General features: G+C 65.8%; 13 protein-coding genes and 2 tRNA genes. 9 read left to right on the top strand and 6 right to left on the bottom strand.

Features of this window, described 5'->3' with window-relative positions; all coding sequences use genetic code 11:
* A partial coding sequence (locus VEG08_06615) for a histidine kinase (GenBank protein HXZ27656.1) occupies window positions 1-1,198 on the top strand: 1,198 nt, incomplete at its 5' end.
* Here VEG08_06615 and bshA read toward each other — a convergent pair.
* Window positions 1,168-2,304 (bottom strand): N-acetyl-alpha-D-glucosaminyl L-malate synthase BshA, encoded by a 1,137-nt coding sequence (gene bshA, locus VEG08_06610; protein HXZ27655.1) that lies wholly within the window; start codon window positions 2,302-2,304, stop codon window positions 1,168-1,170. The genes VEG08_06615 and bshA overlap by 31 nt on opposite strands.
* 48 nt (window positions 2,305-2,352) lie before the next feature.
* Window positions 2,353-3,222, bottom strand: a complete 870-nt coding sequence (locus VEG08_06605) for a ChbG/HpnK family deacetylase (protein HXZ27654.1) — start codon at window positions 3,220-3,222, stop codon at window positions 2,353-2,355.
* Between the two features lie 120 nt (window positions 3,223-3,342).
* On the opposite strand from VEG08_06605, the gene VEG08_06600 reads away from it, so the two are divergent.
* Together VEG08_06600 and VEG08_06595 are read left to right on the top strand one after the other, a co-directional pair.
* Window positions 3,343-3,419 (top strand) — tRNA-Val (locus tag VEG08_06600).
* A 47-nt stretch (window positions 3,420-3,466) separates the two neighbouring features.
* Window positions 3,467-3,543: transfer RNA gene (locus tag VEG08_06595), tRNA-Asp, on the top strand.
* A gap of 57 nt (window positions 3,544-3,600) precedes the next feature.
* Here the strand turns inward: VEG08_06595 and VEG08_06590 are convergent.
* The 3 genes from VEG08_06590 to VEG08_06580 all read right to left on the bottom strand — a co-directional run bounded on the left by VEG08_06590 (window position 3,601) and on the right by VEG08_06580 (window position 5,394).
* Complete coding sequence (locus tag VEG08_06590) at window positions 3,601-4,017, bottom strand: DUF1801 domain-containing protein (GenBank protein HXZ27653.1); 417 nt, start codon at window positions 4,015-4,017, stop codon at window positions 3,601-3,603.
* Window positions 4,018-4,086: 69 nt separating this feature from the next.
* Window positions 4,087-5,076: an NAD(P)-dependent alcohol dehydrogenase gene (locus tag VEG08_06585; GenBank protein ID HXZ27652.1), complete on the bottom strand. Its 990-nt coding sequence runs from the start codon at window positions 5,074-5,076 to the stop codon at window positions 4,087-4,089.
* A gap of 21 nt (window positions 5,077-5,097) precedes the next feature.
* Window positions 5,098-5,394, bottom strand: coding sequence for a hypothetical protein (locus VEG08_06580; protein ID HXZ27651.1), 297 nt, complete (start codon window positions 5,392-5,394; stop codon window positions 5,098-5,100).
* Window positions 5,395-5,479: 85 nt separating this feature from the next.
* Between VEG08_06580 and VEG08_06575 the strand changes: the two genes are divergently transcribed.
* The 3 genes from VEG08_06575 to VEG08_06565 all read left to right on the top strand — a co-directional run bounded on the left by VEG08_06575 (window position 5,480) and on the right by VEG08_06565 (window position 8,086).
* Complete coding sequence (locus VEG08_06575) at window positions 5,480-5,983, top strand: DUF4395 family protein (GenBank protein HXZ27650.1); 504 nt, start codon at window positions 5,480-5,482, stop codon at window positions 5,981-5,983.
* A 671-nt stretch (window positions 5,984-6,654) separates the two neighbouring features.
* The gene (locus VEG08_06570) at window positions 6,655-7,044 is read left to right on the top strand and encodes an STAS domain-containing protein (protein ID HXZ27649.1); all 390 of its coding nucleotides are present in this window, start codon (window positions 6,655-6,657) and stop codon (window positions 7,042-7,044) included.
* A gap of 550 nt (window positions 7,045-7,594) precedes the next feature.
* Window positions 7,595-8,086, top strand: a complete 492-nt coding sequence (locus VEG08_06565; GenBank protein ID HXZ27648.1) for a prepilin-type N-terminal cleavage/methylation domain-containing protein — start codon at window positions 7,595-7,597, stop codon at window positions 8,084-8,086.
* Between the two features lie 76 nt (window positions 8,087-8,162).
* Here VEG08_06565 and VEG08_06560 read toward each other — a convergent pair whose 3' ends face one another.
* A complete protein-coding gene (locus VEG08_06560; GenBank protein HXZ27647.1) occupies window positions 8,163-8,480 on the bottom strand; it encodes a PilZ domain-containing protein in 318 nt (105 codons plus the stop codon).
* Between the two features lie 315 nt (window positions 8,481-8,795).
* Here VEG08_06560 and VEG08_06555 point away from each other — a divergent pair, with 315 nt between their 5' ends.
* The 3 genes from VEG08_06555 to VEG08_06545 all read left to right on the top strand — a co-directional run.
* The gene (locus VEG08_06555) at window positions 8,796-9,161 is read left to right on the top strand and encodes a PilZ domain-containing protein (GenBank protein HXZ27646.1); all 366 of its coding nucleotides are present in this window, start codon (window positions 8,796-8,798) and stop codon (window positions 9,159-9,161) included.
* 203 nt (window positions 9,162-9,364) lie between these two features.
* Window positions 9,365-10,633 (top strand): hypothetical protein, encoded by a 1,269-nt coding sequence (locus tag VEG08_06550; protein HXZ27645.1) that lies wholly within the window; start codon window positions 9,365-9,367, stop codon window positions 10,631-10,633.
* 124 nt (window positions 10,634-10,757) lie between these two features.
* The coding region (locus VEG08_06545; protein ID HXZ27644.1) for a hypothetical protein at window positions 10,758-11,802 on the top strand (1,045 nt) is incomplete at its 3' end.

Raw genomic sequence — 11,802 nt, 5'->3', positions numbered from 1 at the left:
GGCGGTGGGCACTCCCTTCGCCCTGGGGGTGATGGTGCGCTCGCTGGTGCGCAACTTCCTCGCCGCCGACATGGGCCTGGAGTGCGCCATCCTGCTGGGCGTGGTGGGAGGCCGCATCTGCGGCGTGGTGGGCGGCGCCTTCGTCGCCATTCCCGCCCTGGTGGCGGGCGAGTGGCTGACCTTGCCCATGAACCTGCTGGCCGGCTTCATGTCCGGCGAATTGCGCGACATCTGCAAGAACCGCGAGGACATCTGGACCTTCACTCCCTTCGTGGACCTCAGCGTCTACCGCTGGATCCGCCGCATGCTCACCCGCCCCTCGCTGGAATGGCAGAGCACCTTCTTCGCCGTGATCCTGGGGCTGGAGTACGTGCGCATGCTGCTCTCCCGGGAGTTCCCTGGGCGTATCTTCGCCATGTACTTCCCCGGCTGGGAGATGCACCTGGCCATCCTGGCCGCCGGCGTGGCCTCCATCGCCATTCCTCTGAAGGTCTGGAACAACACCCGCATCGAGCGCAAGCTGGAGGAGCAGGAGCGATTGCTGTTGCAGGCGCGCATGGAGGCGCTGCAAAGCCAGATCAATCCTCACTTCCTCTTCAATACCCTGAACTCCATCGCCTCGCTGGTGCGCTTCGACCAGGAGGCGGCGCGCGAGCTGATCGTGAAGCTGGCCAGCATCCTGCGGCGGTTGCTGCGCAAGAACGAGGCCTTCGTACTGCTGCGCGAAGAGGTGGAGTTCGTCGACGACTACCTCGACATCGAGGTGGCGCGCTTCGGGCGCGACAAGCTGCGCGTCCTCAAGGAGCTGGACCCGGGCTCGCTGGAAGCGCTGGTGCCCAGCATGCTGCTGCAGCCTATCGTGGAGAACGCGGTCAAGCACGGCCTGGCTCCCAAGATCGACGGCGGCAGCATCACCCTGCGCAGCCGCATCGCCGAGGGCAAGCTCTTCCTGGATGTCGAGGATGACGGCGTGGGCATGAGCAGCGAGCCCGGGAGCAGCGGCATCGGCATGCCCAATGTGACCGAGCGCCTCAAGGTGCTCTACGGCGACACCGCCAAGATGCGCGTCGAGAGCCGCTCCGGCGCCGGCACCCGCGTCGAATTGGAGCTCCCCATCCTGCAGGTCCCAGAAGGCGTGGGCGAGCCCGACTCGGTGGCTTCCGCCCTCTACGCCGCCCGCTCCAGCACCCCGCGGTAGAACGCCTCGTACCTGGGGATCACGTCGTTCGAGCAGAAGCGCTTGCGGGCCTCCCGCCGCGCCACCTGGCCCATCTCCCGCAGCCGGTCCTGGTCGCGGAGGATCTCGACCGCATAGCGCGCCATGGTGTCCACGTCGCCGACGTCAGCCAGGAAGCCGGTCTTGCCGTGCTCGATGACCTCGGGCACCCCGCCCACGCGCGTGGCCACCGGCACCACCTCGCAGGCCATGGCCTCCAGCGCCGCCAGCCCGAAGGACTCCAATTGGCTGGGCAGCAGCATCACGTCGGCCATGGGCAGCTTCTCGTGCACGCGGTCCTGCTTGCCGGCGAAGTTCACGCGCTCCTGCAGCCCCTTGCGCCGCACCAGCCACTCCGCCGCGGAACGGTCGGGGCCGTCGCCGATCATCAGCAGCCGCGCCGGGAGTTGCTTCTGGACGCGGTCGAAGACCTCCACCACGTCGGTGACCCGCTTGACCGGGCGGAAGTTGGAGAGGTGGACGAGCAAGCGCTCGCTGGGGTCGGCATAGCCGGCGCGGCGCTGGCGGGCGTCGGCATCGCGCTGGTAGGTGTCGCAGTTCACGAAGTTGTAGATCACCTCCACCGGCGTACGGACATCCAGCTCCTTCAGGGTGCGCTCGCGCAGGTATTGCGAGATGGCGGTGGTGCCGTCGCTGGCCTCGATGGCGAAGCGCGTGATGGGCAGGTAGGAGGGATCGGCCCCGATCAGGGTGATGTCGGTGCCGTGCAGGGTAGTGACGAAGGGCAGTTTGCGGCCGCGCCGCGCCGCCATCTGCTTGGCCAGCAGCGCGCTCACCGAGTGCGGGATGGCGTAGTGCACGTGCAGCAGGTCGAGCGCGTAGATCTCGGCCACCTCCGCCATGCGCGTGGCCAGCGCCAGGTCGTAGGGCGGGTAGTCGAAGAGCGGGTAGTGGGAGACGTCCACCTCGTGGAAGTGGATGTTGGGCTGCGGCTGGTTCAGCCGGATGGGCTGCGCATAGGAGATGAAATGGACCTCGTGGCCGCGCTGCGCCAGCTCCAGTCCCAGCTCCGTGGCCACCACCCCGCTGCCGCCGTAGGTGGGATAGCAAGTGATGCCGATCTTCATGGTTGTCCGGATTCTATTGGATGGCCGGGCGAGCCCGGGGATTCAAGGTCATAGCGCCGCGTAGGAAATGAGCTCGATCCCGCGGGCCGCGATCGCCGCGCGCGCCCCTTCTGACGTCAGCACCTCCAGCTCCTTCACCCGCGAGGCGCGCAGCCGCGTCTTCGCCCGCCCTAGGTCGGTGTCGTTGTAACCGGGATGGCAGACGAACTCCCAAGTGCCCTCAGGGATGGAGCCGGCGATCGCGGCGAAGAGCTTCTCGTCCAGCTTGCCGGTGACCACGATGCCCAGGGTGCCGTCGGGAGTGGCCATGTCCTCGGCTTGCACCGCTTGTTGGAATCCCGCGGCCCACCTCCGCAGCAGCTTCACCTCGGTGTAGCGGCTCCACAGCGGAGGGCGGCGCAGCAGGTGCGCCAGCGCCAGGGGCTTGACCGGAGCAAAGGGGTTGCGCACCGCCCGCACCCCGCAGGCGCGGGCGGCGCGCAGCAGCGGCCTCAGCACCGCGGGGAACATGTGGGCGTGCTTGTGCGTGTCCACGTGCGTGACCGGCAGACCCGCCGCCTGCAGCTTCTGGATCTGCGCCGTCACCTCGGCCTGGATATCGTCCTGGCGGAAGCGGCCACGCGCGGCGGCGAGGGCAAAGCCCGCCAGACCCTGCCGGAACTGGCTCGGCGAGCCCGGCCTCAGCAGGGAAGGGACCTGAGTGCCGGGCAGTACCGGCTCGCCATCCACCAGCACCACATGGCAGCCGACCGACAGGCGCAGCTCGAACTTGGCCAGCCGCGCGGCCTCGTCGAAGGCCTGGGAATTGGCCATGAGCGTAGCCGAGGTTACCAGGCCGCGCCGGTGCGCCTCCAGGATGGCGCGGTTCACTCCCGCGGTCAGGCCAAAGTCGTCGGCGTTGACGATGAGTCGCGGCACCGCGGAGAGTGTACTAGCTAGCAGCTACCAGCTACTAGCTACCCTGCCCGCCCAAATTGCCCTCGACCAAGGCGTCACGTATACTGACGTTGGGCCGAGTCGCACGGTGGGACTCGCACGGGGCGGTTAGCTCAGCTGGTTAGAGCGCTTCCCTTACAAGGAAGAGGTCGCAGGTTCGAATCCTGCACTGCCCACCATCCGGCACATTTTTCGCCGGTTCCGCACGACGCTTGCGCGCACAAGCGGGGACGTAGTTCAGCTGGTTAGAACGCTGCCCTGTCACGGCAGAGGTCGCGAGTTCGAGTCTCGTCGTCCCCGCCATTCCTCTTGAGTTCCCGGTGGAAGAGATCTTCGGCCCGGCCGCCGTCGCGGCCGCGCTCAGGACTTCAACTTACCCTTGCCCTTCAGATTGAGCGCCACGGCAGCGCGGATGAGCTTCTGCAAGGCCGCCTCATCGACCGTGTCGCCCTCGTGGATATCGATGGCGCGCCTGGCGTTCCCCTCGAGGCTGGAGTTGAATAGACGGGAAGGGTCCTTCAACGCAGCCCCCTTGGGAAATGTCAACTTGACGACGCTCTTGTAGGTCTCTCCCGTGCACACGATGCCGCCGTGGGACCAGACCGGCGTTCCGGGGTTCGTGGGCTTCGCCCACTTCCGCTCCTCGACGATCTCCGGGTCTGCCGCGTGGATGATGGCGCGCACTTTCGCGAGCGTCTTCCCGCGCCAGTCCCCAAGTTCCTTGATCTTCTCGTCGATGAAGGCAGAGGCAGATTCCACCGGAACGCGCCTTTTCATGTCACGGCTCCAACTCTCGCATCTACTCTAGTGGCGCTCCGGGTAACCTGCAACCCGGGTAGTGGATCGCTAAGTTGGGTCGGCGCCGGGGAAGGTGATCACGACCTTCCCCCGAGCGTGCCCTTCTTCCAGGTACCGGAGAGCCTCCGGGACCTCCTGCAAGCTGTAATGCCGGTCGATCACCGGTGTCATCTTTCTCGTCTCTACAAGATCGCCCACGACGGCCAGGTCTTCCTGGTTGATCTTCGCTATGAACATCACGAACTTCTGGCTCGCGAACCGTGACCGCATCATTGCCAGCAGCGCGCGAAGCAGAAATCCCCCGGGCTTCTTGGGCGCTCCGGCGAGAACGCAGATGCCCTTGGGGCTCAGGACGCGCCGGCAGTCCGACAAGGAACGGTTCCCCACGTTGTCGAGGAGCAGGTCATACCGTTCCCCGCCGCGCGTGAAGTCCTGCCGCGTGTAGTCGATGACCCAGTCCGCGCCCAGCGCGCGCACCATCTCCAGGTTCCGCGCGCTGCATACGCCGGTGACCTCGGCGCCGAAAGACTTGGCGATCTGAACGGCGAACGTGCCCACGCCTCCGGCCGCACCATTGATCAGGACCCTTTGTCCGGGCTGGATGTGTCCCTTGTCGCGCAGGCCCTGCAGGGCGGTGAGGGCCGCCACCGGCGCCGAAGCCGCCTGCTCGAAGGTCATGCCGGGCGGCTTGATGGCCAGCTTCGATTCGGAAGCGCACGCATACTCAGCCAGGGCACCGTGACACCCTCCGAACACGGCGTCGCCGGGCTTGAGCCGGGTCACGCTCCGGCCCACCGCTTCCACCACGCCGGCCACATCGTGTCCAAGACGCCCAGGCTGCGCGATGCTTGGAGTGGGGACACGGAAGAGGACGCGGAAGATGGACGGCACGCCCCCCAGGAGACGCCAATCGGCGGGATTCACGGCGGCCGCGCGCACCTTGAGCAGCACCTCGTCGTCCTTGGGAACGGGCTTCTCGATGTCCCGGATCTCGACGACGTCCGGGGAACCGTAGCGGGTGTAGACGGCGGCTTTCATGGAGTCCTCCCTGCGCGCTCGCTACCGGCGGCCATATTCCTTCACCTCTCCGTCCACGGCTACCGCCACGAAGCGGTTGCTCGCGACCTCCTTGAACTGGACCACTTGGTGGCCGGCGCGCGCCAGTTGGCCCCAGCGGCTGGGCTTCTCCGGGTTCTGTTCGATGGCGGCGTACGGACGGCCGCCCATGGGGAAGCTCACCGTGCGCAGGCGCTGACGGCTGGTGCGGCGCACGGGCAGGGAACGGTCGCCCACTTTCACCTCGTCGCCGCTCATCATTCCGACGGCGATCGCGCGCAGCAGGTCGTGATCGAGCATAGGTGCAAGCTTACAGCACTCTGTCAGATGCGGGAGCCATTGTAGGCGCCTCCGCGCCGGCGGTAGACTTCAACGTAGAGGAAACATGGCCCGCACCGCAGAAGAAAAGTTCATGCAGCAGCAGGGCTTCGCGGGCGAGGAGCCGGTGCGGCTGGTGCCGCACTTCCGCGCCACGCGCTTTCAGCCCTTCATCGTCGGCCCGCTCATGCTGCTAGCCGTGATCTTCCAGTTGCGCCTGCTCTTCATCGCGCTGGCCGCGGTTCTGGTCTGGAACGTGGCCCTGCCCCAGTGGAATCCCTTCGAGCGCTTCTACGATCGGGCGATCGGGAAACGCCACGGCCTGCCGCCGCTCCCACCCGCGCCCGGTCCGCGCCGCTTCGCCCAGGGCCTGGCGGCAGTCTTCATGCTGGCCGCAGGCGTCGCCATCTCCCTGGGCTGGCAGATCACCGCCTACGTATTTGAAGGCATGCTGGTCGTGGCTTTCAGCGCGCTTCTTGGCGGGAAGTTCTGCCTGGGGGCATACCTCTTCCAGCTCCTGCGCGGGCAGACTTCGCTGGCCAACGCCACCTGCCCGTGGTCGCGCGACTGAAAGCAGTGCGCGGGGCCTCCGAAGAGCGGTTGGGGACGCGCTTTTCCACACATCGCACCGCGTTTTCCACGCACTTGCACCAATAACGGGCGTTGACTCGCGCGCGCATCAGTCGTACTCTCACGCACGTCGACGGCAGAAAGGGTTGGCCGAAATAAACCTTGGCCAGTCCGAAGTAAGCCGAGTGATTCGCCGGGCGGGGTGACCCGCCGGGCGCCCGGACCCGAAAAAACCGGCCCGCCTTGCGAGAGGTGGCTGGGGCCCGGAACCGCGAAAGCGGTGATCACATCAGGGGCTGCGGCGGTGCATGTGTCCACGCGGCCGACTTCCTCGCGGAAGCCGGCGGCTGGAGCATAACCAAGGTCGCAGCCCTTCTAATTTTTCTGGCGTCGGCGATCTGCCGACCGTTGAATCCATCCGGGAAGAGCCTGAGCCACGCTTCGAGTCCTCGCCTCTCGCCGCACCCCCGCGTGTGCAATCGGGAGAATCGCCCGCCCCGTCGGGAGTTCAAGTGGGGATTTCATCGCTTTGAACAGGCTTTTCCACAGGTTCGTGGAAATCCTGTGATGCCCATCACCGAAATCCGGGCTTCTCCGGTGGGCGAGGCGGCTGCAGCGTGCCGGACTTGATATCGCGGGCCGCTGGCGGTAGGCTCTTGCCTCGCTGGAACCATGGCGCTGGAGCTGGAAGTCGGGCGGGCGGAGGGAGTGGCGGTGGTGGTGTGCCGCGGCCGCATCGTCTTCGGCAACGAGACCACGGAGTTCTCCAAGACCGTACGGCTCCTGCTCTCCGAGGACCCGCGCATCGTGCTGCACCTGGGAGCCGTGCAGACCATCGACAGCGGCGGCTTGGGCACGCTGATGGGGCTGGTGGCCTCGGCCCGCCGCGCCCAGGGGGACCTGAGGCTTTGCAGCGTCTCTCCCAAGGTGCGCGAAGTGCTGCTGATCACCAAGCTCCTGGACGTGGTCCAAGTCTATCCCGACGAGGCTGCTGCGGTGGCTGCCTTTCGGGGCTCCGCGGCGGATCCGGCAAACGCGCGGGCCCCTGGGGAAGAGCGCTAGTCGCCGGTCCCTGCCCTTTTCTGTCACGGTTACTATCCCCTTAGCGTCATTGCAGGCGTGTTGTAAACCCCCTGTTCATGGGGGAGGCCCCACGTAAGTGGTTGACAGAGCACGCCGTACGGTCCTGAGGAGCACTCCCCTCTTTTTGGCAGGATAAGTGCGATAGATAGGACATACTGGAATGTCTCGCTTCGCGCAACTCGCACTGGTTTCCCTGGTTCTGGGGGGGCTCCTTTTCATTTTGCTGCTTCCCCAGCCGCACCTGACCGGGTCCTACCAGGCGACACACGGACCTACCGTGACCCTGCGCAGCCTGCGTGCTCCGCTGCTGCTGATGCTGGCGATTGCGACAGCCGCAGGGTGGTTCGCCGGGCGCTGCTACCGCCGCGGGCAGATGGATCGGGACACCAAGTTCCCGCTCCCTAGTTCTGTTCTCCTCTGCTGAGCCTCGCTGCTTGCTCTGCTGTCCTGGAAAGCCCCTCGGGTTCTGGGCGTTCCCAATCGAAAGCCAAATCAACTGACGTCAGTCCTTGGAGAGAGGAAGAAAACCATGAAGAAACAGAAAGGCTTCTCACTGATCGAGCTGCTGATCGTGGTGGCGATCATTCTGATCATCGCTGCCATCGCCATCCCGAACCTGCTGCGTTCGCGCATTGCCGCCAACGAAGCGTCGGCGGTGGGCTCGATCCGCACCATCAACACGTCCGAGGTCACCTACTCCTCGACGTACGGCACCGGTTTCGCGCCCCTGGTCAACCTGGGTGGCCCGAACCCCTGCCCCAACCCGCCTACGGCCGCCAGCGCTTGCTTGCTGGACTCTGTGCTGTCGCAGGCTCCCAACCAGAAGAGTGGCTACACCTTCCGCACTCCGAACCCGGGCGCGCTGGGGACGACCGCCGCTCCGAACGTGGTGTACCAGGTGACGGCGGACCCCATCACCGCGGGTCAGACCGGCACGCGTCACTTCTTCTCGGATGAGTCGGGCGTGATTCGCTTCAACGCGACCGCCGCGGCCACCTCCAACGACGCGCCGCTGCAGTAAGGGCTCCAGGCGGAAGCCAGCCAGGGGAACAATGGACCGAGGGGTCCGTTGTTCCCTTGTTTTTTTCTCTGGGCTCCTAGCTCAGAGCGGAGATCTCCTGGCGGTAGAGCTTGGCGGCGATGCCGGTGGCGGCTCCCGCCGGATACTGCTCCCGGCGCACCACCTTGCCGCGGCAGAACACTTCGACATAGCCCTCGGCGCCGGGCATGGTGAAGGTGACGGTCAGATCGGTCCCTATCGGGGGATCGAGATTGCAGTAGAGGAAGACGCCGCTGGCGCTGACGTCGCGGACCAGGGCAAGATGTTTAGGACAGGCAGGCTCCGGGCAGAGCACCTCGCCGCAGACATTGACTCGCTGCCGCATGCTGGCGCGCTCCTGCGCCTGGCTGCCCATGACAGCGTCCGCTCGGTGCCGGTAGGCCAGCATTCCTCACCCCGTCCACGGCGCAAGGAGCAGATCAGGTTCCAAGTCTCAAGTGCTTGAGAAAAAGCGACTTACGAGAAGAGGTGGCTTTGGTCAAAGAGAAATTCTTACATCCGCCCCGGCTTTTCTGCGCCACACGGGAGCCATCCCCCGCAGCCGAGGCCGCCTGCGCCTTCCTCGATCGCGCCATTACCTTGGTCACCTGGATTACTTCCGTAAGTTGACCGCGGCGCGCCAGAGTCCTACTGTGGCAGCAGATTGCGATAGCTTCTGTGAGAACAGGCAATGACCCACAAAGACACATCGCCGTTCGTGGTGGAGCAGTGGAGCGAGGCCCGGCGGTGGGAGCGCTATCCCATCGACGTGCGCCTCAAGGTGACCTCCACCCGCGGCGGGGTGCGCACCATCGTGTATGGCCGGGGCAGCGACGTGAGCGAGGGTGGCATGTCCGCTTATGTCGCCCTGGAACTCAACCTGGGCAGCAGTGTCGAGATGGAGGTGACGCTGCCCTATGCCCAGCAGCCCCTCAAGGTGAAGGCGCGAGTACGCAGCCGCGAGGGGTTGCGCTACGGGCTGGAGTTCCTTTCGTTGACGCCCCCGGAGCGCGAGGTGATCCTGAGGACCTGCAAGGCGCTGGCCTTGGTGCAATAGCGCCTGCCAACCCCGGCCGCGCCCGCCCCGCGCGGCCGGGCCCTCAGGACCGTCCCTGCAAGACCGCCTCCCCAGGACCCCCAATGACCAGGTCATCCCGATGCGCCTAGTCCTCGCTCGTCACAGCCAGGGGTGATGGAGGACACTAGACAGGCTCGTCCCACTGGGGGGAGAATGATCGGCTGCATCAGGAGGAGGGATAGATGAAAATCAGCCTTCGGGCCTTGTTCTACTTGCTAAGCGTGATGGTGGTGCTGGTGGCGCTGGTGAGCCTGCCGGTGGCCGCCCAGGAGGCGCCTCCCGCCGCGCCGTCGGTTGCGGCGGCCGCCTCGTCCTCGAGCACCCCTCCGGCGGCCTACAACCCGGCGGCCGCGGCCTTTGCCACTCCCAAGTCGGCTCCGGCTGCGGCTTCTTCGGAAGGTCCGGACCCGGACCGCCGCTGGGAGGTCGAGATCCATGGGGGCTACCAGTTCGCCATCAATCCCACTTCGGGCACCAGCAACTTGCCCAACCCGGGCGCGCCCTTCAGCACTTTCTTGGGCGTGAACGACAGCCGCGCCATCTCCTCCTGGTACTTCGGGAATGGAGCGCTGCTTTACAACCAGTCGGTGGCTGCCACTGTTCTACCGTTTCAACTACTCAACACCATTACCCCCTGGGATCCGGTGCTGACCAGTTCCGTGGTGCGGCGGCAGGACGGGGGCACGGTCGGCGGCCGCGTCAGCTATGACTTCAACCGCCGTTTCAACGCCGAGATCAACTTCGACTACAACATGGGCGACCTGGCCTTCACCAGCGGCGCCCTGATCAACACCCTGGCCACCAGCGATAGTTTTGTGGCCGCCTTCAGCGAGCGGCTCGACCCGACCGGCTTCTGCGGTGGGCTCTGCACCAACACTGTGGTGACCTCGACCCCGACGCTCATCAACCACCAGGGCGCGGCCTTCGAGTTCACCGGGGGCGTGAACGTCAACCTCTGGACCAGCGGCCGCTTCATCCCGTACGCGTCAGTCGGGGTGGGCGTACTGCACACCACCGGGGACGTTCCCGCCATTAATCTCACCGGGAACTATCAGTTCAGCATCGGCGCCCAGAACTTCAACGAGACCGACAGCGCCACCCTGGTCACCTCGGTGCAGGGCAACACGTTTGTCGGCTACGTGGGCGTGGGTGCCAAGTACTACGTGACCCCGCACTGGGGCTTCCGCTTCGACGTGCGCGACCACATCAGCGCCAACGGCATCAGCAACCTGCTGAGCGCCAGCCCTTCGCTGGTGCTGGTGGCCCCGGGAACGGGAACCTGCCTTACCCAAGTCGCTGGGCCGCCCCGGGTGGAGTTCTGCAACCAGCCCGCCGGTGTCTTTGGCCAGTCCAGCCTCTCGGGACCGGCGGTCAGTAACTTCCACAGCTTCTCCGGCTCGGGCGCGCTGCACCAGGTTTCCGTGACCGGAGGCCTGTTCTTCCGTTTCTAACCCTCCTGCCAACCCGGGCCCGCGCTTCGGCGCGGGCCTTTTCTTTCCCTCCGAACATGGAAAGTCGCTAGACATCGGGAAGTGCGTGGTGGAGAATAGGGCGCTGCATCCTCAGGAGGGGAGAATGAAGACTAGCCTTCGGGCCTTGTTCTTATTGCTTTGTGTGATAGTGGTCGTGGTGGCGCTGGTGAGCCTGCCGGTGGCCGCCCAGGAGGCGCCTCCCGCCGCACCGTCGGTTGCGGCGGCCGCCTCGTCCTCGAGCACCGCTCCGGCGGCCTACAACCCGGCGGCCGCCGCCTTTGCCACTCCCAAGCCGGCTCCGGCTGCGGCTTCTTCGGAGGGTCCGGACCCGGACCGCCGCTGGGAGGTCGAGATCCATGGCGGATACCAGTTCGCCATCAACCCCACTTCCGGGACCAGCAACCTGCCCAACCCGGGTGCGCCGGATACGCCGTTTCCGTCGCGCCGGATCCCTTCCTATTACTTTGGGGACGGAGCGCTACTCTACAACCAAGTCGTGACCACCAATCCCAACCCGAATTGGTTCAACACCATCACCCCCTGGGATGCAGTGCTGACCAGTTCGGTGGTGCGGCGGCAGGACGGGGGCACGGTGGGCGGGCGCGTCAGCTATGACTTCAATCGCCGCATCAACGCCGAGCTGAACTTCGACTACAACCTGGGCGACCTCGCCTACACCAGCGGCAGCCTGATCAATACCCAGGCCACCAGCGATAGCTGGGCTGCCGGTTTTGGCCAGCTTTTCGGACCCACGGTCTGCGGCGTTAATTGTACCGGAGTGTCCGTAACCTCGACTCCGACCCTCATCAACCATCAAGGGTCCGCCTTCGAGTTCACCGGGGGCGTGAACGTCAACTTCTGGACCAGCGGCCGCTTCATCCCCTACGCCTCGGTCGGGGTGGGCGTGCTGCACACCACCGGAGACGTTCCTGCCATCAATCTCACCGGCAACTACCAGTTCACCTTCGGTGGCCAGACCTACAACGAGACCGACAGTGCCACGCTGGTCACCTCGGTGCAGGGCAACACGTTTGTCGGCTACGTAGGCGTAGGGGCCAAGTACTACGTGACGCCGCACTGGGGCTTCCGCTTCGATGTGCGCGACCACATCAGCGCCAACGGCATCAGCAACCTGCTGAGCGCCAGCC

Source organism: Terriglobales bacterium (assembly GCA_035624475.1).
Classification (GTDB): domain Bacteria; phylum Acidobacteriota; class Terriglobia; order Terriglobales; family Acidobacteriaceae; genus DASPRL01.
Note: the sequence above shows the minus strand (reverse complement) of the source record. Positions and strands in the feature narration are given on the sequence as shown.